This window comes from Streptomyces sp. NPDC021225 (assembly GCF_044332865.1).
Taxonomy (GTDB): Bacteria; Actinomycetota; Actinomycetes; order Streptomycetales; family Streptomycetaceae; genus Streptomyces.
Genome location: NZ_JBIRPV010000002.1, coordinates 1,201,374 through 1,223,565 on the forward strand (window position 1 = coordinate 1,201,374; position 22,192 = coordinate 1,223,565).

Annotated in this window: 15 protein-coding genes; 13 read left to right on the forward strand and 2 right to left on the reverse strand. The window is 73.3% G+C overall.

The genetic code is table 11. From position 1 onward, the window contains the following. Positions 1–132 precede the first annotated feature (132 nt). The 11 genes from ACH4S9_RS13465 (at position 133) to gatB (ending at position 15,566) form a co-directional block, all read left to right on the forward strand. Entirely contained in the window at positions 133–2,931 is a 2,799-nt protein-coding gene (locus tag ACH4S9_RS13465; protein WP_398371746.1) for a BTAD domain-containing putative transcriptional regulator, read from the forward strand. Positions 2,932–3,013: 82 nt separating this feature from the next. Beyond that, positions 3,014–3,703: an SDR family oxidoreductase gene (locus tag ACH4S9_RS13470; protein WP_311730309.1), complete on the forward strand. Its 690-nt coding sequence runs from the start codon at positions 3,014–3,016 to the stop codon at positions 3,701–3,703. 66 nt (positions 3,704–3,769) lie between these two features. Continuing rightward, positions 3,770–4,219 carry a MarR family transcriptional regulator gene (locus tag ACH4S9_RS13475; protein WP_311730308.1) on the forward strand — a complete coding sequence of 150 codons (450 nt, stop codon included), beginning with the start codon at positions 3,770–3,772 and terminating at the stop codon, positions 4,217–4,219. 235 nt (positions 4,220–4,454) lie between these two features. Next, positions 4,455–5,840: an MFS transporter gene (locus tag ACH4S9_RS13480; protein WP_385344402.1), complete on the forward strand. Its 1,386-nt coding sequence runs from the start codon at positions 4,455–4,457 to the stop codon at positions 5,838–5,840. Beyond that, complete coding sequence (locus ACH4S9_RS13485) at positions 5,837–6,874, forward strand: methionine synthase (protein ID WP_398371749.1); 1,038 nt, start codon at positions 5,837–5,839, stop codon at positions 6,872–6,874. The genes ACH4S9_RS13480 and ACH4S9_RS13485 overlap by 4 nt, the downstream gene beginning before the upstream one ends. 15 nt (positions 6,875–6,889) lie before the next feature. Further along, on the forward strand, positions 6,890–9,076 hold the full coding sequence (gene ligA, locus ACH4S9_RS13490) for an NAD-dependent DNA ligase LigA (protein ID WP_398371751.1): 2,187 nt from the start codon (positions 6,890–6,892) through the stop codon (positions 9,074–9,076). 333 nt (positions 9,077–9,409) lie between these two features. Continuing rightward, positions 9,410–11,593 carry a putative bifunctional diguanylate cyclase/phosphodiesterase gene (locus ACH4S9_RS13495; protein ID WP_385344408.1) on the forward strand — a complete coding sequence of 728 codons (2,184 nt, stop codon included), beginning with the start codon at positions 9,410–9,412 and terminating at the stop codon, positions 11,591–11,593. Positions 11,594–11,895: 302 nt separating this feature from the next. Next, positions 11,896–12,192, forward strand: a complete 297-nt coding sequence (gene gatC, locus ACH4S9_RS13500; RefSeq protein ID WP_311730303.1) for an Asp-tRNA(Asn)/Glu-tRNA(Gln) amidotransferase subunit GatC — start codon at positions 11,896–11,898, stop codon at positions 12,190–12,192. A gap of 5 nt (positions 12,193–12,197) precedes the next feature. Beyond that, entirely contained in the window at positions 12,198–13,691 is a 1,494-nt protein-coding gene (gene gatA / locus ACH4S9_RS13505; protein WP_385344412.1) for an Asp-tRNA(Asn)/Glu-tRNA(Gln) amidotransferase subunit GatA, read from the forward strand. 112 nt (positions 13,692–13,803) lie between these two features. Continuing rightward, positions 13,804–14,043, forward strand: a complete 240-nt coding sequence (locus tag ACH4S9_RS13510) for a hypothetical protein (protein WP_311730301.1) — start codon at positions 13,804–13,806, stop codon at positions 14,041–14,043. Between the two features lie 14 nt (positions 14,044–14,057). Further along, positions 14,058–15,566 carry an Asp-tRNA(Asn)/Glu-tRNA(Gln) amidotransferase subunit GatB gene (gene gatB, locus ACH4S9_RS13515; RefSeq protein WP_311730300.1) on the forward strand — a complete coding sequence of 503 codons (1,509 nt, stop codon included), beginning with the start codon at positions 14,058–14,060 and terminating at the stop codon, positions 15,564–15,566. Positions 15,567–15,655: 89 nt separating this feature from the next. On the opposite strand, the gene ACH4S9_RS13520 is transcribed toward gatB, so the two are convergent. Then, positions 15,656–17,128, reverse strand: coding sequence for a M81 family metallopeptidase (locus ACH4S9_RS13520; RefSeq protein ID WP_398371754.1), 1,473 nt, complete (start codon positions 17,126–17,128; stop codon positions 15,656–15,658). Positions 17,129–17,574: 446 nt separating this feature from the next. Here ACH4S9_RS13520 and ACH4S9_RS13525 point away from each other — a divergent pair, with 446 nt between their 5' ends. Next, complete coding sequence (locus tag ACH4S9_RS13525; RefSeq protein WP_398371756.1) at positions 17,575–19,824, forward strand: MMPL family transporter; 2,250 nt, start codon at positions 17,575–17,577, stop codon at positions 19,822–19,824. Between the two features lie 13 nt (positions 19,825–19,837). Here ACH4S9_RS13525 and ACH4S9_RS13530 read toward each other — a convergent pair whose 3' ends face one another. Continuing rightward, positions 19,838–20,812, reverse strand: coding sequence for a winged helix-turn-helix domain-containing protein (locus tag ACH4S9_RS13530; RefSeq protein ID WP_311730738.1), 975 nt, complete (start codon positions 20,810–20,812; stop codon positions 19,838–19,840). 74 nt (positions 20,813–20,886) lie between these two features. Between ACH4S9_RS13530 and ACH4S9_RS13535 the strand changes: the two genes are divergently transcribed. After that, positions 20,887–22,086, forward strand: coding sequence for an MFS transporter (locus ACH4S9_RS13535; RefSeq protein ID WP_311730737.1), 1,200 nt, complete (start codon positions 20,887–20,889; stop codon positions 22,084–22,086). The last annotated feature ends 106 nt before the right edge of the window (positions 22,087–22,192 follow it).

Consider the following 22,192-nt stretch of genomic DNA (forward strand, 5'->3'; position numbering starts at 1 on the left):
GGCGCCCGCCCCCCTGCCGGGCGCCGCATAGGACAGCCTTTCGGGCCGGTGTTGCAGAGACCTTGTGCGGACCTTGAATCGGCTGATCGGATGGGCTGTCACAGGGCAGGCTGTTTCCACCGTGGGAGCGAAATGGCGGTCACGTTCGGGTTATTGGGCGGCATCGAGGTGTGGGCCGACGGCCGTCCGATGGACGTCGGGCATGTGCGGCAGCGGTCCGTTCTGGCGGCGCTGCTCGTCGATGCCAACCGTTCGGTCTCCGTCGATCAGCTCGCGGACCGGATCTGGGGTGAGCGGCCGCCGCAGCGGTTCCGTACGGCGCTCTACAGCTATCTCTCGCGGCTGAGGGCCGTCCTGACCGCTGTCGGGGTGGAGATCGGGAAGGAAGCGGGGGGCTACGTCCTGGCGGCCGAGAAGGCGGCCATCGACCTGCACCGCTTCCGTGAGCTGGTCGCCGAGGCCCGCAGCGCCGCCGACGAGGGGGCCGAGGCGCTGCTGGAGCAGGCGCTCGGGCTGTGGCGCGGCGACGCGTTCGGCGCGATCGACACGCCCTGGTTCAACGCGCTGCGCGACGCCCTCGCCCAGGAGCGGTTCGCGGCCGAGCTGGACCGTAATGACGCCGGGCTGCGCCGCGGGCGCCACGGGGAGCTGCTGGCCGGGCTGTTCACCCGGGCCGGGGAGCGCCCGCTGGACGAGCGGCTGGCGGGGCAGCTGATGCTCGCGCTGTATCGCTGTGGCCGCCAGGCCGAGGCGCTGGAGCACTATCGGCGCACACGGCAGTTGCTGGTTGCGGAGCTGGGCATCGGCCCGGGCCGGGCGGTGGACCAGCTGCATCAGCGGATCCTGGAGGGGGACCCCGCGCTCGCGGAACCGCCTGCGGGCGACACGAGCCTCGGCCCGGAGGCCCACATCCCGGTGCCGCGTCAGCTGCCCGCCCCGCCGCCCGCCTTCACCGGCCGCGCGCGGGAGCTGCTGCGGCTGAGCGAGGTGTGCGACGTACGGGCCGAGGCCGGCGGCGAGACGGTCGTGATCTCGGCGATCGGCGGGATCGGCGGGGTCGGCAAGACCTGGCTGGCGGTCCGCTGGGCGCACGAGAACACGGCGCGGTTCCCCGACGGGCAGCTGTACGTCAACCTGCGCGGCTTCGACCCGTCGGCGGAACCGGTGCCGACAGCGGTCGCGGTGCGGGGGTTCCTGGACGCGCTCGGCGTCGCGCCCGACTCGATCCCGGTGGACCTGGACGCGCAGACCGCGCTGTACCGCAGCCTGCTGGCGGGCCGGCGCGTGCTGGTTGTGCTGGACGACGCCCGCGACGCCGGGCAGGTGCGGCCGCTGCTGCCCGGCAGCCCCAGCTGCACCGTGCTGGTGACCAGCCGTTCCAGGCTCACCTCCCTGGTCACCACGCACGGCGCGCTGCCGCTGCCGCTCGACGTCTTCGGCGCGGCCGAGGCGCGCGAGCTGCTGGTGCGGCACCTGGGGGCCGCGCGGGTCGAGGCCGAACCGGACGCGGTGGACGTGCTGTTGGAGCACTGCGCGGGCCTTCCGCTGGCCCTGGGGATCGTGGCCGCGCGCGCCGCCACCCACCCCGACCTGCCCCTCGCCGCGCTCGCCGAGGAGCTGAGGGAGGCGGCGACCCGGCTGGACGCGCTGGACACCGGCGATCTGACCGCGAACCTGCGCGCCGTCTTCGCCGCCTCGCACCGCGCCCTCTCCGCCCCGGCGGCCGAGCTGTTCGGACTGCTGGGCCTGGCGCCGGGCCCCGACATCGGCCTGCCCGCCGCGGCCTCCCTCGCCGGGCTCGACGCGCCCCGCACCCGCGTACTGCTCGGCGAGCTGGAGGCCGCGCACCTGGTCCAGCGGCACGCCCCGGCCCGTTACCGGATGCACGATCTCGTCCGGCTGTACGCCGCCGAGCGCGGTCAGGCGGACGAGCGCGGGCGTGGCCGGGACGCGTTGCGTCGGCTGGTCGACTTCTATCTGCACACCGCCTTCGCCGCCAACAGCCTGGTGGACGGGCCGAACACGCCGTTCAGACCCGAGCTCGACCCGGCCGCGCCCGGCTGCGTCCCGGTCCGCCTCGAGGACCCCGCCGCGGCCCTGGACTGGTTCGACGCCGAACACGCCTGCGTTCTCGCCGCCCAGCGGCTGGCCCTGAAGCAGGAACGGCACACCCCGGTCTGGCAGCTGGCCTGGACGCTGATCTCCTACCACTGGCGTGGCGCCCACTTCCGGGACCACCTCAGGGTCTGGCGGGCGGGGCTCACCGCCGCCGAGCGCCAGGGCCATCCGCCCGCGCGGGCGCTCGCCCACTGGCGCCTGGGCCAGGCCGCCTCGCACCTGGGGCAGGGCGCCGAGGCCCTGGACCACCTCGGCCGGGCGCTGGCGGTGTACGAGGAGGCAGGCGACGTCCCCGGCCAGGCCCACACACATCGCACCCTTGGATGGGTTTGGGAGCAACAGGGCGACAAAGAGGCCGCGCTGACCCACGCGGGCCAGGCCCTGCGCCTGTACGAGGGGCTCGGCAACCCCGTCTGGCAGGCGGGCCAGCTCAACGCGGTCGGCTGGTGCCATGCCCAGCTGGGCCGCTTCGAGGAGGCGCGCGACCACTGCGAGCGGGCCCTGGCGCTGTTCCGTGCCGAGGCCGGCCGGGGCGCCGAGGCCTCGACGCTGGACAGCCTCGGCTACATCGCCCACCGGACCGGCCGCCACGACCGGGCGCTCGTCCACTACAGCGAGGCTCTGGAGCTGTTCCAGGAGGCGGGCAACGCGTATGACGAGGCCGACACCCTCGCCAACATCGCCGACGCCCAGCAGGCCCTGGGGCGGCCCGAGGAGGCCCGGGAGAACCGGCTGCGGGCCCTCGCGCTGTTCCGCGCCCAGCGCCGCGCAGCGCAGGCCCGGCACGTCCAGGAACAGTTGGACGGACCATGACCGTCTTCTCGGTGCCCTCCGGACGACGGCGGCCCGCGCACCCGCGCCGCCGCGGCCCCGCCCGGTGCGGCAAGCTGGGGGCATGGGAACGCATCTGATCACTGGAGCAGGTTCGGGCATCGGCGAGGCGGTCACCGAGCGGCTCGTCGAGCGGGGCGAGGAGCTGTGGCTGCTGGCCCGCGACGCCGGGCGGGCACGGGAGCTGGCGGCGCGCTTTCCCGGCGCCCGTACGGTCGTCGGTGACCTGGCGGACCCGGACCGGCTGTCCTGGGCGCTGGGGCAGCAGGCGCTGCCCGAGCGGCTGGACTCGCTGCTGCACATCGCCGGCGTGGTGGACCTCGGCGAGGTCGGCGAGCTGACCCCCAAGGTGTGGACCCGCCAGCTCGCCGTCAATCTGGTCTCGCCCGCCGAGCTGACCCGGCTGCTGCTGCCACAGCTGCGGGTGGCCCAGGGGCATGTGGTCTTCGTCAACTCCGGTGCCGGGCTGCGGGCCAGCAGCCAGTGGGGCGCGTACGCGGCGAGCAAGCACGGGCTCAAGGCGCTGGCCGACGCGCTGCGCTGGGAGGAGAGCGGCCACGGGGTGCGGGTGACCACCGTCTATCCGGGGCGTACGGCCACGCCCATGCAGGTCAAGGTGCACCAGCAGGAGGGCAAGGAGTACGACCCGGAGCGCTGGATGACGGCCGGGTCGGTGGCGACCACGGTCCTGGCGGCCCTCGACCTGCCGCGCGACGCGGAGATCACGGACCTGTCGGTGCGGCCGATCGCCTGACGGCCGAGCGGGGCGGAGTCCCGACGCGTCGGCGGCGAACCGCGCCCGCCGACGTACGCTGACGAGGTGAGCAGCGAAGCCGAAGCGAGAGCGACCGACGCGCAAGCGGGGTGCGGGGTCAGGGAGATCCGGGGGCTCGTCACCGAACTGTCCCGGCGGATGGACGCGCACCGGCGCAGCCGGATCGCCGAGCTCGGCCTCACCCCCACCCAGGCGAAGGCCCTGGAGGAGCTGGGGGAGCCGAAGACGGCGCGGGAGCTGGCAGCGGTGCTGTGCTGTGAGCCGCCGAACGTGACCTATGTGATGGACAAGATGGAGAAGCAGGGGCTGGTGGTACGGCAGCCGCACCCCACGGACCGCAGGGCCAAGCAGCTGGTCCTGACCGAGGAGGGGCGGGAGCTGCGGCTGGATCTGCTGCGGCGGATGGGGAAGGACTCGCCACTGGACCACCTGACCGACGAGGGGCGCGATGAGCTGCGGGCGCAGCTGCTGAAGGCGCTCGACCGGGTGGGGTAGGCATCGCGGGAGCCCCCGGGAGCCCAGGGCGTGGGTCCCAGGGGCTTTCGTATGGCGCCAGTAAAGTTATAGCTGTATCTATTGCAGCTGTAATGGATACAGCTATAAGTTTTCGTGCATGATCACTCGTACGGACAGGGCACGGCAGAGGGCGGACGAGCCCGGACATTCCGTGAAGGCGAAGTCGAACGGGAAGGCAGAGGGGGAGGGGCGGGCGACAGAGAAGCGGCAGGGCGTGCAACTTCTCGCGCTGGCCCTCGGCTTCGTGATGGCGACCCTGGACGTGACGATCATGAACGTCGCGGGGCCCCAGCTGCGCTCCGGCCTGGATCTGACCCTCTCCGGCCTCACCTGGGTCGTCGACGGCTACGTCCTGGTCTTCGCGTCCCTGCTGCTGCTCGCCGGGTCACTGGCGGGCCGCTTCGGGGCGCGGCGGATCTATCTGGCCGGGCTCGGGCTGTTCACCGCGGCCTCGCTGGTGTGCGCGGTGGCCCCGGTCGCCGGGGTGCTGGTGGCCGGGCGGCTGGCGCAGGGGGCCGGGGCCGCGCTCTTCATGCCGAGCTCGCTCACCCTCCTCATGAACGCCTTCCCGGGCGGCCCGGAGCGCGCCCGGGTCCTGGGCATCTGGTCCGCGATCGTCTCGACGGCGGCCGGAGTGGGGCCCGCGGTCGGCGGGCTGCTGGTCGGCGGCCTGGGCTGGCGCAGCATCTTCCTGGTCAACCTGCCCGTCGGGCTCGCCGCCCTGGTGCTCGCGCGCCGTTACGTCGCGCCGCTTCCCGGCCGCGCCATGCCGTTGGGCGCGGGCGGGCACGCGCTCGGTCTGGTCGCGCTCGCGGCGCTCGCGTACGGCCTCATCCAGGGGCCGGAGACGGGGTGGGGCGCGGCGCCGGTGCTCGCCGCGTTCGCGGTCGCGCTGCTGGCCGGGGCCGCCTTCGCGGTACGGGAGCGGGCCGCGGGGACGACGGCCCGGGTGCTGCCCGGCGCACTCTTCGCCAACGCGCGCTTCTCGACCGCCAACGCCGTCGGCTTCCTCTTCAACCTCGGCTGCTACGGCGGGATGTTCATGCTCGGGCTCTTCCTGCAGAACGCGCGCGGCGCGAGCCCCATGGAGGCGGGCCTGCAACTGCTCCCCACCCAGATGGTCTTCCTGCTCGGCAATGTCCTGTACGCCAAGGCGGGGCACCGGGTGGGCAACCGGGCCGCGCTCGCCGGGTCGCTGCTGTACGCGGCGGCCGGGACGACCGCCCTCGCGGTCGTCATCTCCCCGGGGCTGCCTTATTGGGCGCTCGCCGTGATCCTGGGCGCCTTCAACACCGGCCTCGGTGTCGCCTCCCCGGCGATGACCGGCGCACTCATGGACGCCGCCGGACGCGAGCACGCGAGCATCGCCTCGGCCACGCTCAACGCGAACCGGCAGATCGGCACGCTGGTCGGCATCGCTGTCATGGGCGCGGTGCTCGCGGGCGCGGGCGGCTGGTACGCGGGCGCCGCGGCATCCTTCGGACTGGCTGGCGCGGCGTACGCGGGCGCCGCGCTGCTGGCGTGGTTCGGCCTGCGGGCGCCGAGGGCCGACCGAGCGGTTCACGCGAGCGGCCGCGGGGCTCGTACCCTTCCGGGGTGAGCGAGAAGAGCACCGCGAACAGCGCGGACAACGCGAAGGGGCCGAGCTGGGGCGCGGGGGCCGCGACCGGCGTCGGGTCGATGCCGGGCGGTGACGCGCGGGAGGCCGCCAAGACCGTCACCGGGTCGCTGGAGACGCTGCCGTACCTGCCGGAGCTGCCCGCGCGGGGTCCCGGCGCGGACATGATCGGGCGGACCGCCGGCCTGCTGGTCGAGGTGTACGCGCACGTGGAGCCCAGCGGCTGGCGGATCAGCGACCGCCCCGGGCGCGACACCCGGCGGGCGCGCTCCTGGATGAGGGAGGACCTGGACGCCCTGGAGGAGTTCACCCAGGGCTATCAGGGCGCGCTCAAGGTGTCGGCCGTCGGGCCCTGGACCCTGGCCGCCGGGCTCGAACTGCGGGGCGGGGAGGCCGCGCTGAACGACGCGGGCGCCTGCCGGGACCTGGTGGCCTCGCTCGCGGAGGGGCTGCGCGGCCACCTGGCGGAGGTGCGCCGCCGGGTCCCCGGGGCCCAGGTGGTGCTCCAGCTCGACGAGCCGTCCCTGACGGCGGTGGCACGCGGGCGGGTCCGGTCGGCCAGCGGCTACCGCACCTACGCCGCAGTGGACCGGGGCGTGCTGGAGGGCGCGCTGCGGGATGTGATCGCGGTGGCGGACGGGCCGGTGGTCGTCCACTCCTGCGCGCCCGGCGTGCCCTTCGGGCTGCTGCGGCGGGCGGGGGCCGCCGGGGTCTCCTTCGACTTCTCCCTGCTCACGGAGCGTGAGGAGGAGGCGATCGGGGAGGCCGTCGAGGCCGGCACCTCGCTGTTCGTCGGCGCGGTGCCGGGGACCGACACCCCATTGTCGGACCCTGCCGGTAGCGTCATGGGTGTCAGGACGCTGTGGCGCAGGCTGGGGCTCTCGCCTGGGACTCTCGCGGAGTCCGTGGTGGTCACCCCGGCGTGCGGCCTCGCGGGCGCCTCGCCCGCGTACGCGCGCGCCGCGCTGGCCCACTGCGTCCAGGCGGCGAGATCGCTCGCGGACAACCCTGAGTAACGGGAGGACGACACGGTGGCCGGCGAACAGCAGTCGACAGTGCCCGCGGAGGCACGGGACAAGCACGCCAAGCTCGCTGAGCAGGTCGAGGAGCACCGCTTCCGGTACTACGTCAAGGACGCCCCGGTCGTCAGCGACGCCGAGTTCGACCGGCTGCTGCGGGCGCTCGAGGCGCTGGAGGAGGAATACGCGGAGCTCAGGACGCCCGACTCGCCGACCCAGAAGGTCGCGGGGGCGTACGAGACGGAGTTCACGGAGGTCGAGCACCGCGAGCGCATGCTCAGCCTGGACAACGCCTTCGACAACGACGAGCTGGCCGGCTGGGCCGACCGCATCGTCCGGGAGCTGGCGGAGACCCCGTACCACTTCCTGTGCGAGCTCAAGGTGGACGGCCTCGCGGTCAACCTGACGTACGAGCGCGGCCGGCTGACCCGCGCCGCGACGCGCGGCGACGGCCGCACCGGGGAGGACATCACGCCCAATGTGCGGACGATCTCCGCGATCCCCGACCGGCTCAAGGGCGACCGGGTTCCGGAGCTGGTGGAGGTCCGCGGCGAGGTCTACTTCCCCGGGGAGCGCTTCGAGGAGCTGAACGCGCGGCTGGTGGAGGCGGGGAAGCCGCCGTTCGCCAACCCGAGGAACGCGGCGGCGGGCTCGCTGCGCCAGAAGGACCCCAAGGTCACCGCGAGCCGCCCGCTGCGCATGGTGGTCCACGGCATCGGAGCGCGCGACGGCTTCGCCATCGACCGGCAGTCGCAGGCCTACGAGCTGCTGCACGAGTGGGGGCTGCCGACGGCCGCGCACTACAAGGTCGTGGATTCGCTCGACGGCGTCCGTGAGTACATCGCGTACTACGGGGACCCCAAGCGGCGGCATTCGCTGGAGCACGAGATCGACGGCGTGGTCGTCAAGCTCGACGAGATCCCGCTCCAGGGGCGGCTGGGTTCCACCTCGCGGGCGCCGCGCTGGGCCATCGCCTGGAAGTTCCCGCCGGAGGAGGTCAATACCAAGCTGGTCGACATCCGGGTCGGCGTCGGGCGCACCGGGCGCGTTACGCCGTTCGCCGTGGTCGAGCCGGTCACGGTGGCGGGCTCGGAAGTCGAATTCGCGACCCTGCACAATCAGGACGTCGTCAAGGCCAAAGGCGTGTTGATCGGCGACACCGTGGTGCTGCGTAAAGCGGGCGATGTCATTCCGGAAATTGTGGGGCCGGTCGTCGATCTGCGGGACGGCACCGAGCGGGAGTTCGTGATGCCCGCCGAGTGCCCGGAGTGCGGCACTCCGCTCCAGCCGATGAAGGAGGGCGACGTCGATCTGCGCTGCCCCAACGCCCGCTACTGCCGGGCCCAGGTCCGCGAGCGCGTCTACTACCTGGCGGGCCGCAAGTGTCTGGACATCGAGAATTTCGGCTATGTCGCCGCCGGTGCGCTCACCCAGCCGCTGGAGCCCGCCGAGCCGCCACTGAAGGACGAAGGCGATCTGTTCGACCTGATGGTCGAACAACTCCTCCCCATCCGGTCGTATGTGTTGGACCCGGACAGCGGACTGCCCAAGCGCGACCCCAAGACGGGGGAGGAGAAAGTCGTCACCTTCTTCGCCAATCAGAAGGGCGAGCCGAAGAAGAACACCCTGGCGATGCTGGCCAACATTGAGGCGGCCAAGGAGCGCCCGCTGGCCCGTATCCTCACCGGCCTTTCCATCCGTCATGTCGGGCCCGTCGCGGCCGCCGCGCTGGCCCGCGAGTTCCGCTCGCTGGACCGGATCGCCGAGGCGGGCGAGGAGGAGCTGGCGGCCGTGGAGGGCGTGGGGCCCACCATCGCGGCCTCGGTCAAGCAGTGGTTCGCCGAGGACTGGCACCGCGAGATCGTGGAGAAGTGGCGCCGGGCCGGGGTCCGGTTCGAGGAGGAGGCCGCCGAGGACGAGGGGCCGCGGCCGCTCGAAGGGCTCACGGTCGTGGTCACCGGCACCCTGCAATCGCACACCCGGGACGGGGCGAAGGAGGCGCTTCAGAACCGCGGCGCGAAAGTCGTGGGTTCCGTTTCGAAGAAGACGGGTTTTGTTGTTGTCGGCGACAATCCAGGATCGAAGTACGACAAAGCCATGCAGTTGAAGGTTCCCGTGCTCGATGAGGATGGATTTGCGGTCCTGCTCGAACAGGGGCCCGAGGCCGCGAGAGAGGTCGCGGTGACGCCCGCGGAGTAGTCGGGGCCAAGTCGGGACCAAGTAACGAGCTGTCAGGAGTCATCCGGATGGGCTCCGCCCGACTCCGGATGACTCCGCATGACCCGTCCGGACGAACTGTCCGGTGGAGTACCAAGTGGGTTCCGGTCCAACCTGGCCGGATTACGACTGGGAGCACTTCCCGGGCATCGCGAGCGGGCATCACCCTTACAGCGCATACCAGATGGTTATGGATCGTCGGGCGGCATTCGGGCAACCGTCGCCGATCGCCGCCCGTCAAAGCCATCTGCCGCCTACTGTTGATGGTGTGCGCCTGCCGTGGCGCTGGCACCGCCGGCTGTGAGAGGGACGGGTATGAAACCGACCGAAAGCGCCGCCCCGGCGTCACGGCTGCACCGGCTCGTGCTGCCGGCGCTGCCCGCCGCGGCCGTCGCGATGGCCGCTTTCGCACTCGGCATCGGGGTATTCCGGGTGCTCGACGCGGGCCATGCGCTCTTTCCCGACGGCACAGTGGGCTGGTCCCTCGCCGTCCTCACCGGAATCATCGTCGGCCATCTGGTCGCCATGGGCCGGGACCGCTGGTGGGGCGGCACCGGATCCGGCTCCGCGTTAACCCTGGCCGCGCTGCTGCTGTACGGCTGGCTGCCCGCCGGGCTCGTCAGCCTCGCCGTCGTCGTCCTGGTCGGCGCCGCCCGGCGGCACCGCTGGCGGCAGGCGGCGCTGCACGGCGCGGTCGACATCCTCGGCGTCGGCGCGGCCGCCCTGACCCTCGCCGCCTTCGGCACCGTCCCCACCGTCGAGCACCCCTGGCGGCCGGCGAGCTGGGAGATGTCCGCCATCCCCCAGACGGCCCTGGCCGCCTTCGGCTATCTCGCGGTCACCCGCGCCCTCCTGTGGTACTCCCTCGCCCCGCCCGGCGCCGGACTGCCCACCCTCGCCCGCACGGCCCTGGTCCGGCAGGCCCTCGTCGGCATCGCGCTGCTCGGCATCGCCCCGCTGATCGTCGTCGTCGCCGACGAGATGCCCCTGCTGCTCCCGCTGTTCGCGGTGCCCCTGATCGCCCTCGACTCCACCCTGTGGATCGCCCGGGTGCGCGCCGAGGAGCAGCTGCGCGACCCGCTCACCGGACTCCCCAACCGCCAGTGGCTGCTCGAACGCACCTGGACCGCGCTGGACGAGTCCGAGCGGAGCGGCACCCGCTCCGCGCTCGTCCTGCTCGACCTCGACCGCTTCCGCTCGGTCAACGACACCCTGGGCCATCTCGCGGGCGACCGGCTGCTGCTCCAGATCGCGGACCGGCTGCGGGTCGCGCTGCCGCGCGGGGCGGAGGTGGCGCGGCTCGGCGGCGACGAGTTCGCGGTGCTGCTGCCCACCACCGACTCCCTGACCAGCGCCCAGCGGGCGGCCCGCAGCCTGGTCGGCGACCTCGGCTCGCCGCTGGACCTGGACGGGCTCACCCTCGTCCTCGAAGCCAGCGCCGGTGTCGCCGTCTACCCCGACCACGCGCTCGACGCCGAGGGGCTGCTGCGCCGCGCGGACGTCGCCATGTACCAGGCCAAGCGCGACCGCAGCGGCGTCGAGCTGTACGAGGCCCGGCGCGACGGCAACACGCCCGATCGGCTCGGCCTCCTCGGCGATCTGCGGCGGGCGCTGGACGCGGGCGACGTCGAGCTCCACTACCAGCCCAAGGTCGGCTTCGACGGCCATGTCGCCGGCCTGGAGGCGCTCGTCCGATGGGTGCACCCCGACCGGGGGCGCGTCCCGCCGGACGAGTTCATCTCCATGGCCGAGACCTCCGGGCTGATGCCGCGGCTGACCGAGTACGTCCTGGAGACGGCGCTCGGCCAGGTCGCCCGCTGGCGCGCCGACGGCCTCGACGTACCCGTCGCGGTCAATGTCTCGCCGCGCGATGTGCACACCCCCGGCTTCGCCGGAGCGGTCGCAGGGCGGCTGGCCCGCCACGGGGTCCCGGCGGGCGCGCTCCAGCTGGAGATCACCGAGCACGTCCTGCTGGAGGACCCGCAGCGGGCCGCCGACACGCTGGCCAGCCTCACCGGACACGGCGTGCGGATGTCCCTCGACGACTTCGGCACGGGCTACTCCTCGCTGGTCCACCTGCGGCGGCTGCCGGTGAGCGAGCTCAAGATCGACCGGTCGTTCGTGGCCCGGCTGGCCGTGGACACCGAGGACGCGGAGATCGTCCGCTGCACGGTCGACCTCGCGCATTCGCTCGGGCTGCTGGTCGTCGCGGAGGGCGTCGAGGACGACGAGACCTGGGAGCGGCTGCGGGATCTGGGGTGCGACGCGGTGCAGGGCTGGCTGGTCGCGGCGGCGATGCCGCCCGACGAGATGACGGCGTGGCTGCGCGCCCGGGGTGAGCGCGGGTGGCACCGCGAGGAGGCCACCGCGGTCACGCCCGCCACCCCGGCCCCTGCCCCTGCCCTTGCCCCTGCTCCAGCCTCTGCGCCTGCCGTCGCCCCGGCTGCCACGGCCGCCACGGCCCCGGCCGAGGAAGACGCGGACCAGCCGGTCACCTAGCCAAGGTTCTCCCCCACCCCGCCCCTCCCCGACCCGGGTCCCTGCCCCGGCCCCCGGGCCCCGTCAGGCGGGGCTCCGCCGCAGCCCCCGGGGGCAAAGCCCCTGGTCAGGGAAGGGGCCGGGTGGGGAAAAGATCCGCCAGACACCGCCCCTAGGGGTTCACCCCGCCCGCACCCCTGCCGGGGATCCTTCCGCGGACCCGTCGGGCGGGAGGCCGGCCTGGGTAAGCGTTTCGCCCGCAGCGTGGCCGGAGCCATAGGATTGGGGCGAAAACTCACCACACTCACCCTGAGGATCGCTGCATGCCTGGCATCACGCGCGAGGAGGTCTCCCACCTCGCACGGCTGGCGCGTCTGGAGCTGAAGGACGAAGAGCTCGATCACTTCGCCGGACAGCTCGACGACATCATCGGCGCGGTCGCCCGCGTCTCCGAGGTCGCCGACCAAGACGTACCGCCGACCTCTCACCCGCTGCCGCTGACCAATGTCATGCGCGCGGACGTGGTCCGTCCGTCGCTGACCCCGCAGGAGGCGCTCTCCGGCGCCCCCGCCCAGGAGCAGCAGCGGTTCAAGGTGCCGCAGATCCTGGGGGAGGAGTGACCCGCATGGCTGATCTGATCAAGCTCACCGCTTCCGGCATCGCCGAGAAGATCGCCTCCGGCGACGTCACCGCCGTCGAGGTGACCGAGGCGCACCTGGCCCGTATCGAGGCCGTCGACGAGAAGGTGCACGCGTTTCTGCACGTGGACCGGGAGGGCGCGCTCGCCCAGGCCCGGGCCGTGGACGAGAAGCGCGCGCGTGGCGAGGAGCTCGGCCCGCTGGCCGGCGTTCCGCTCGCCCTGAAGGACATCTTCACCACCAAGGGGATCCCGACCACCGTCGGTTCCAAGATCCTGGATGGGTGGGTCCCGCCGTACGACGCGACGCTGGTCACCCGCCTGAAGGACGCGGACGTGGTGATCCTCGGCAAGACCAACATGGACGAGTTCGCCATGGGGTCGTCGACGGAGAACAGCGCGTTCGGGCCCACCAACAACCCCTGGGACCTCACCCGTATCCCGGGCGGCTCCGGCGGCGGCTCCTCCGCCTCGCTGGCGTCCTTCCAGGCCCCGCTCGCGATCGGGACCGACACCGGCGGCTCGATCCGCCAGCCCGCGGCCGTGACCGGCACGGTCGGCGTCAAGCCGACGTACGGCGCGGTGTCCCGGTACGGCATGGTGGCCTTCTCCTCGTCCCTGGACCAGGGCGGCCCGTGTGCCAGGACCGTGCTGGACGCGGCGCTGCTGCACGAGGCCATCGCCGGGCACGACCCGCTCGACTCCACCTCCATCGACGCCCCGGTCCCGCCGGTCGTCGAGGCCGCCCGCAACGGCAGCGTGCGCGGCATGCGCATCGGCGTGGTCAAGGAGTTCGGGGGCGAGGGCTACCAGGCCGGCGTCGTACAGCGCTTCAACGAGTCGGTGGAGCTGCTGCGCGAGCTCGGTGCCGAGGTCGTGGAGCTGTCCTGCCCGTCGTTCGACAAGGCTCTGGCCGCGTACTACCTGATCGCGCCGTCGGAGTGCTCGTCCAACCTGGCCCGCTTCGACGGCCTGCGCTACGGCCTGCGGGCCGGCGACGACGGCTCGCGCTCCGCCGAGGACGTCACCGCGCTCACCCGCGCGGCGGGCTTCGGCCCCGAGGTCAAGCGCCGGATCATGCTGGGCACCTACGCGCTCAGCTCCGGCTACTACGACGCGTACTACGGCTCCGCGCAGAAGGTCCGCACCCTGATCACCCAGGACTTCCAGCGCGCCTTCGAGCAGGTGGACGTGCTGGTCTCGCCGACCACCCCCACCACCGCCTTCCCGATCGGCGAGCGCGTCGACGACCCGATGGCGATGTACCTGGCCGACCTGTGCACCATCCCGGCGAACCTCGCGGGGAACGCGGCCATGTCGCTGCCCTGCGGCCTGGCGCCGGAGGACGGTCTGCCGGTGGGCCTTCAGATCATCGCTCCCGCCATGGCCGACGACCGGCTCTACAAGGTCGGCGCGGCGGTCGAGGCCGCGTTCGTCGACAAGTGGGGGCACCCGCTGCTCGAGGAGGCACAGTCACTGTGAGCGACGCACGCGCGGCCGCCGGGCCGCAGATGACTTCGAAAGCCGCACCTCTGCGCCGCGCGGGCGGCTGTAACATCAGCCGCTGCCGCGGCGGGGCGAACGGAGAGACACTGTGAGCGCGTTGAAGAAGGCCAAGAGCTTCAAGAAGTCCAAGCCCGGCACCTACCTGTCCATCGGCTCCGCGCTCTTCGGCGCGGTGAGCGTGGCCAAGCAGGTCAAGAAGGCACGATCCGAGAACGACAAGCTCCAGCTGGTCGACGCGGTGGTCTCGGCCGCCGCGATCGTCACCACCATCGCGCTGCTCGTCCGCGAGCTCAAGCGCATGGGCGACGACGACGTCCTGGCGGACTGAGAGGTTAGTTTTCCGTGACCGTCACTGAACTGGTGTCGTACGAGGACGCCCTCGCCGCCTACGACCCCGTCATGGGGCTCGAGGTCCACGTCGAGCTCGGCACCGCGACCAAGATGTTCTGCGGCTGTTCCACGGCGCTCGGCGCCGAGGCCAACGCGCAGACCTGCCCCACCTGTCTCGGCCTGCCCGGCTCGCTCCCGGTCGTCAACGAGACCGGCATCGAGTCCGCCATCAAGATCGGCCTCGCGCTGAACTGCGAGATCGCCGAGTGGTGCCGCTTCGCCCGGAAGAACTACTTCTATCCGGACATGCCGAAGAACTTCCAGACCTCGCAGTACGACGAGCCGATCGCCTTCAACGGCTATCTGGACGTCGAGATCGACGGCGGCGAGGTCTTCCGGGTCGAGATCGAGCGCGCCCACATGGAGGAGGACACCGGCAAGTCCACCCACGTGGGCGGCGCGACGGGCCGTATCCACGGCGCCCAGCACTCCCTCCTCGACTACAACCGGGCCGGTATCCCGCTCATCGAGATCGTCACCAAGCCGATCGAGGGGGCCGGGGACCGGGCCCCGGAGGTCGCCCGGGCGTACGTGGCCGAGTTGCGCGAGCTCATCAAGGCGCTCGGGGTCTCCGAGGCGCGCATGGAGATGGGCCAGATGCGCTGCGACGTGAACCTGTCGCTGCGGCCGCACGGCGCCGACAAGTTCGGCACCCGCTCCGAGACCAAGAACGTCAACTCGCTGCGCTCCGTCGAGCGCGCGGCCCGCTTCGAGATCCAGCGGCAGGCGGCCGTGCTCGGGGACGGCGGCACGGTCATCCAGGAGACCCGTCACTTCCACGAGGAGGACGGCTCCACGACGTCCGGCCGGATCAAGGAGGAGGCGGAGGACTACCGCTACTTCCCGGAGCCGGACCTGGTGCCCGTCGCCCCGGCGCGCGAGTGGGTGGAGCAGCTGCGGGCCGGACTGCCGGAGCTGCCGCGGGTGCGCCGCACCCGGCTGCGCGAGGAGTGGGGCATCTCGGCGCACGAGATGCAGTCCGTCCTCAACGCGGGCGCGATCGAGCTGATCACCGCCACCATCGACGCGGGCGCCGACGCGGCGTCGGCGCGCAAGTGGTGGATGGGCGAGCTGGCCCGCCGGGCCAACGAGGACGGCGTGGACCTCACGTCCCTGCCGATCACCCCGGCCCGGGTCGCGCGCGTGTGCGCCCTGGTCGCCGAGGGCTCGCTCAACGACAAGCTGGCGCGCCAGGTGATCGAGGGCGTGCTGGCGGGCGAGGGCGACCCGGACGCGGTCGTTCAGGCCCGCGGCCTGAAGGTCGTCTCGGACGAGGGCGCGCTGGGCGCGGCCGTCGACGAGGCCATCGCGGGCAACGCGGCGATCGCCGACAAGATCCGCGGCGGCAAGGTCGCGGCGGCGGGCGCGCTGGTGGGCGCGGTCATGAAGGCCACGCGCGGCCAGGCCGACGCGGCCCGCGTGCGCGAGCTGATCCTGGAGAAGCTCGGCGTCCAGGGCTGACCCTCGGACACGGCACGGCGGCGGGGTGCGTCCTTGGACGCACCCCGCCGCCGACCTTTGCGTCACGTGGCGGGGCCGCGCGGCCGCCGCTACAGCAGTTCCGGTGTGAGGTCCGGGGCCGGCATGTGCGGGTCGAGGGGGAACAGGGGGCGCTCCACGCGGCGGTGGCCCAGCCGCCGCAGGTTCTGGTCGACGGCGCCCGGGGTGAGGGCCAGGCGCCAGTCGGCCGCCAGGTCGGACAACTCCGGCGCCGGGCAGCCCGCCTTCACGACGACCAGGTCGTATCCGCGCGGGTCCAGCTCGCCGAAGTCCGCGCGGGAGCGGAACGGTTTGCGGCGGCTGACCAGGACCGCGGTCACCCCGCCGCGCCGCACGGCGGCCACGTCGCCGCCGACCTCGTCGGCCTCGCGGAGGGCCACGACCTCGCCGGCGAGCTCGTACGGCTCGTACGGCCCGTGCGTACCGCCGACCGACAGCCGCACCCCCGCCCCCACCCCCGCGGCGAAGCACTCCGCGACCGCCGCCGGATCGGTGATGCCGGCGTGCAGGGCGGTGACGCGCCCGGCTGCCAGGTCCTCGTGGGCCAGCAGCCGCCCCAGCATGTACGGGAGGTCGCCCGCGCCGCCCGCCGCCGGGTTGTCGCCGGTGTCGCTGATGAGGAACGGGCGGGCGGGGGAGGCGACGGCCGCCTCGACGCACTCGTCGGCGTCGCCTGCGGGGGCGGCGAACACGAAGTCGTGGCGCAGGTTCCAGTACTCCGTGGCCAGCGAGCGGGCCTGCTCGACGGCGAGTGCGGGGTCGTCGCCGGTGACGACGACGGCCGCCTTGCAGCGCGGCTCGTCGGCCCAGGGCCAGCCGGCCCAGACCGCCGCGTCCACGATGCCGTCCAGCTCCTCGATGGAGGCCGGCCGCCCGTACAGGGATCTGGCGGGCTCCAGGCGCGGGCTGGTCCGTTCGCCGGGCAGCAGCACCGGCACCTGCACCCAGGCCAGGTGGGGGCGGCCCTTGCCGGCGGCGAGGCGTTCGACGAGTTTGCGGGCGGCGCGCTCGCGGGTCCGGGCTGCGTCCTGGCCCGCGGCGGGGCGGTGCGCGGTGACCAGGTCCAGCGCGGTGGCGAGCCGGCGCGAGACATTGCCGTGCGGGTCCATGGCGGCGGAGATCAGCGCGCGAGGGCCGAGGGCCTCCCGTACGGCCTCGGTCAGGTCGGCTTCGGCGTCCTCCAGGCCGACGACGCCCATCGCGCCGTGGAGTTCGTGGACGAGGCCGTCGAGAGGGCCGATCTGCCGTATGCGGTCCACCAGTTCACCCTTGAGGCGCCGGTACGCCTCCGGCTCGACCGGCCCGCCCGGCACCGCCACGGCGTGGACCAGCGGAACCCACTCGACCGGGCCGCTCAGGTCGCCGTCCGGGCGGGTCCAGGCGTCGCGGGCCAGCAGCTCGGCGCCGCGGGTGACGCGGAAGTCGTCGTACGTGGTGCGGTGCGGGCTGAAGGTGGCGGATCGGACGGACATACCGCCGATGCCGATGCGCGGGCGGCGGCCGGTGGGGAACGGCGTGCTCATGCGGATGCGGAATCCTTTCCCGGCTCGCGCGGCGGGCGGGCATGTGACCACGGATCTTATGCGGGTATCGGTCGATGTGGGGGTAATGACCGCCTATGGCGGGCGGGCCGGGCTGCTCATGCCCGGACGACGGCTCCGCGCCACCCGCCACGCGGCATCGGCGCCCTGACGGAGCGGCGCCCCCAGCCGTGCTCCGCCGCCCTGGTGAACGGCCGCTGACGGGTGGCGGACCAGTGGCGGACCGCATTCCCGCGGGCGGTGTGGGAAAGTCCACAAAGGGGGCAAAGGATCTTTTCCGGCTGTCAGAGTGCAGGGGAGTTCGCCGCCGGTCCAGCTTCAGGACGTGCGGCGTTCCTTCACATGTTCATCAGTGCGTTAGCCGCCACGGGTCCGGCCGGTCTCCCCCCGGGCCCGGCGAGTTCGGCGCGTTACCCGGAAAGCAGGCCATGGCCGCACTCGCCCGGTGGTGTCTCAGGCGCCGCTTCGTCGTCATCGCGCTGTGGCTGGCCGCTTTCGCGGGGGTGTCGGTGGCGGCCGCGGTCACGGGGTCCGCGTACTCGAACGACTACGGCATCCCGGGGACGGACTCGGCGCGGGTCTCCGAGCTGATGGGGCGGGAGTTCCCGGGGCAGGCCGGGGACAGCGACACCATCGTCTGGCACACGGCGCGCGACGCGGGCACCGTGCGCGCGGTGGACGTGCGGCAGCGCATGGCGGCGGCGCTGGAGCGGGTCGAGAAGCTGCCCGGAGTCGTCTCCGTCACCGGGCCGTACGGCGACAGTGCTGTGGACGCGGCCCGGATCAGCGCCGACGAGCACACCGCCTACGCCACCGTCGCTTTCGACAAGCCCGCCTCCGAACTCGGCGAGGCTCAGGTGCGCGAAGTGGTCGACACCGCCCGCGCCGCGGCGGCCGACGGGCTCGAGGTGGAGATGGGCGGCGCGGGCATCGGCGCGGCCCAAGGGATGGGCTCCGCCCACCTCAGCGAGGTCATCGGGGTCGCCGTGGCCGCCGTCGTCCTCTTCCTGGCCTTCGGTTCGCTCGCGGCGGCGTTCCTGCCGATCGCCACCGCGGTGGTCGGCGTGGGCACCGCGTACGCGGGCGTCGGGCTGCTCGGCCACGCCATGACCGTCGCCGACTTCGCGCCGATGCTCGGCACGCTGATCGGGCTCGGCGTCGGCATCGACTACGCGCTGTTCATCGTCACCCGGCACCGCCAGGGGCTGAAGGCGGGGTTGCCGGTCGACGAGGCCGCCCGGCGCGCGGTGCACACCTCGGGACGCGCGGTGATCTTCGCCGGGGCGACCGTCTGTGTGGCGCTGCTGGGCATGCTGGTGCTGCGGCTGAGCTTTCTGAACGGGGTCGCGGTCGCGGCGGCGCTGACCGTCCTGCTCACCGTCGCCGCGTCGGTCACCCTGCTGCCCGCGCTGCTCGGGGTGATCGGCACCCGGGCCCTGAGCCGGCGCGAGCGGCGCCGGCTGGCCGAGCGCGGGCCGCGGACCAAGGCGCGTGGCGGGTTCGCGGCCCGGTGGTCGGCCCTGGTCGAGCGGCGCCCGAAGCTGCTCGGCGCCATCGCGGCCGTGCTGATGCTGGTCCTCGCGCTGCCTACGCTCTCGCTCCGGCTGGGTACCTCCGACCAGGGCAACGACCCGGCCTCCTCGACGACCCGGAAGGCCTACGACCTCCTCGCCGAGGGGTTCGGGCCCGGCTTCAACGGCCCGCTGACGCTCGTCGGCCGGATCGACGGCGCCGCCGACCGGCTCGCGTTCGACAAGCTCCCGGAGACCCTGCGCGGCACCGAGGGCGTCGCCTCGGTGAGCCGGGCCGAGCTGAGCACCAGCGGCGACACGGCCGTGATCACGGTCGTCCCCGAGACCGCCCCGCAGTCGCGCGCCACCTCCGAGCTGGTGTCCCGGCTGCGCCACGAGGTGCTGCCCAGGGCCGCCGAGGCCACCTCGCTCCGGGTGTACGTCGGCGGGCTGACCGCGGGCTACGACGACTTCGCGATGGTGATCGTCGGAAAGCTGCCGCTGTTCGTGGGGGTGGTCGTGGGCCTCGGCTGCGTCCTGCTGCTGCTCGCGTTCCGCAGCATCGGCATTCCGGTCAAGGCGGCCGTGATGAACGTGGCCGCCGTCGCCGCGTCCTTCGGGGTCGTCGTCGCCATCTTCCAGTGGGGGTGGGGGAGCGAGCTGCTGGGGCTCGGCCGGGCCGGCCCGATCGAGCCGTTCCTGCCGGTGATCATGGTGTCGGTGCTCTTCGGGCTGTCCATGGACTATCAGGTCTTCCTGGTCAGCCGGATGTACGAGGAGTGGCGGCAGACCCGGGACAACCGGGTCGCGGTGCGGGTCGGGCTCGCCGAGACCAGCCGGGTCATCAACTCCGCCGCCGTCATCATGATCGCCGTCTTCTCGGCCTTCGTGCTCAGCGGCGACCGCATCATCGCGATGTTCGGCATCGGCCTGGCCGCCGCCGTCGCCCTGGACGCCTTCGTCCTCCGTACGCTCCTGGTGCCCGCCGTCATGCATCTGCTGGGCGGGGCCAACTGGTGGCTGCCGCGCCGGCTGGACCGCTGGCTGCCGAGGATCAGCATCGAGGGGCCGGGCGAGCGCGCGGCGGACGGACCGTCCCTGCTGCCGGGACAGCGCGCACCCGAGGAGGAAGAAGACGCGGGGGCCGTACGGGCAGGCGTGCGCTGAGGGGGACTTCGGGTCACTCGCCGGTCTCCCGCGCCGTCACCAGCACCTCGCCCGCGGCCGTCCGGTAGTAGAGCACGGACCGCCCGGCGCGCCGCCGCCGCACCAGGCCGGCGTCCAGCAGAACCTTGAGGTGGCGGCCCACCGAGCCCAGCCCCTGGCCGGTCAGCGCGACGAGTTGCGTGGTGCTCTTCGGGCTGTCGAGCAGCACGAGGACGGCCGCCCGGCCCGGCCCGAGCAGCCTGCCCAGGGACTCGGGCACCGACGCCCGGTCCGCCTCGGCCAGCGCGCCCGAGCAGGGGTAGACCACGGCGTACCGGCGCGGAGCGTCCCAGGAGACCCAGCCGGTGTGCGGGGTAACCGGGACGAACAGCAGCCGCGCCCCGGAGATCTCCCGCGGCGGGTAGTCGTACGGGTTGATCTGGAGCCGGCTCTCCCCGAGCCACCGCATCCCCGGCCGCATGGCGTCCACCACCGCGGCCCAGCCGCCCTGGCTCAGCTGCGCCGTGCGCGCCACCACATCGGCCTCGATGATCCGCCGGCGACGGGGCCAGCTGGGCAGCACGGTCCGCGTCCACACCCACTCCAGGATGTCGGCGGCGCGCTCCGCCGGATCGCAGCGGCGCAGCGGGTCGGGGAGCGGGCCGCGCAGCGAGACGGTCAGATCGGCGCGGGCGGCCTCGGGCGGGGTCGCGCGGACGTACGCCAGCTCCTCGGCGAAGCCCGGCTCGCCGTCGCCGGTGGGCGTGGGGGTGAGGAAGTCGGCGAGCCAGCGGTGGCCCACCGCCGCCCGTACGGTCAGCGCGGTGAGCGGGTCGCCGGCCAGCCGCGTCCGGTAGGCGGGCAGATGGGCGTCGAGCCAGGCGCGCTGGCCCGCGTGTTCGGCCACGCCCCGGTGCAGGGAGATCAGGCCCGCGACGGCCTCGGCGAGCGGTGAGACCACGAACCGGCTCCCGGCGAGGGTGTCCGCGTTGACCTGCCACCAGCCCATCAGCTCAGCCCAATCGTTTCGCGTGCGCGCGAAACTGTAACGCCGGCGGGCGGGGGCCGCCGAGACTCCGGGCCATGCGCACCTACCGAGAGCTGTTCGCCGTACCGGAGTTCACTCCGCTCTTCCTCACCGGCACCCTGAAGGCGGCCGCCTCGACGATGAGCGGGCTGGCCCTGGGCACGCTGGTGTACGCGGCGACCGGCTCACCGCTGCTGTCCGCCCTCAGCATGTTCGGCCCCTCCCTGGCCCATGTGATCGGCGCGACCGTGCTGCTGTCGGCCGCCGACCGGCTGCCGCCGCGCGCCGCCCTGTGCGGCCTGGGGCTGCTGTTCGCCCTGGGCACCGCCGCCCAGGCCGTCCCGGGCCTGCCGGTGCCTGCCGTCTTCGCGATCCTCCTGCTCCTGGGAACGACCGCCTCGCTGGGCGGCGGGGTGAGCTACGGGCTGCTCAACGAGATCCTGGTGCGGGACGGCTATCTGCTCGGCCGCTCCGTGCTCAACATGTCCACGGGCACCATGCAGATCTGCGGCTACGCGGCCGGCGGCGTCCTGGTGACCGCGCTGTCGCCGCGCGGCACCCTCCTCGTCGCCGCCGCCCTGTATCTCGTCGGGGCGTTCGTCGCGCTTTTCGGGCTCAGCCGGCGGCCGGCGCGGGCCGCGGGGCGGCCGTCGGTCGCCGAGACCTGGCGGAACAACGCCCGGCTGTGGTCCTCGGTTCCACGCCGCTATGTCTATCTCGCGCTGTGGGTGCCCAACGGGCTGATCGTCGGCTGCGAATCCCTCTTCGTCCCCTACGCTCCCGGGCACGCCGGGCTGCTGCTGGCCTGCGCGGCCCTCGGCATGCTCGTCGGCGACACCCTGACCGGCCGGTTCGTACCGCCGTGGTGGCGCGAGCGGCTCGGCGCCCCGCTGCGGCTGCTGCTCGCCGCCCCGTACCTGGTCTTCGCCCTGCACCCGCCGCTGCCGCTCGCGGCGGCCGCGGTCGCCCTCGCGTCGGTCGGCTTCGCGGCGAGCCTGCTGCTCCAGGAGCGGCTGATGGCCCTGACGCCCGACGAGCTGAGCGGGCACGCGCTCGGGCTGCACTCCTCGGGCATGCTCACCATGCAGGGCGTCGGGGCCGCCCTCGCGGGCGCCGTCGCCCAGCACACCTCACCCTCGACCGCGATGGCCCTCATGGCGGCGGCATCCGTCACGGTCACCCTGGCCCTGGCCCCGGGCCTAAGGCCCCTGAGCCGTCCTAAGGACCCGGTGCCGGGTGGGGCTCAGGAGGTCTAAGGCCCCGGCGCGGGCGGAGATCAGGCACTCTCCCGATGTGGTGGACCCCCCTAGCGGACGAAAGTGGAGGGACGTTGAGAACCCCGTCACCACGGGGATCCGTGAA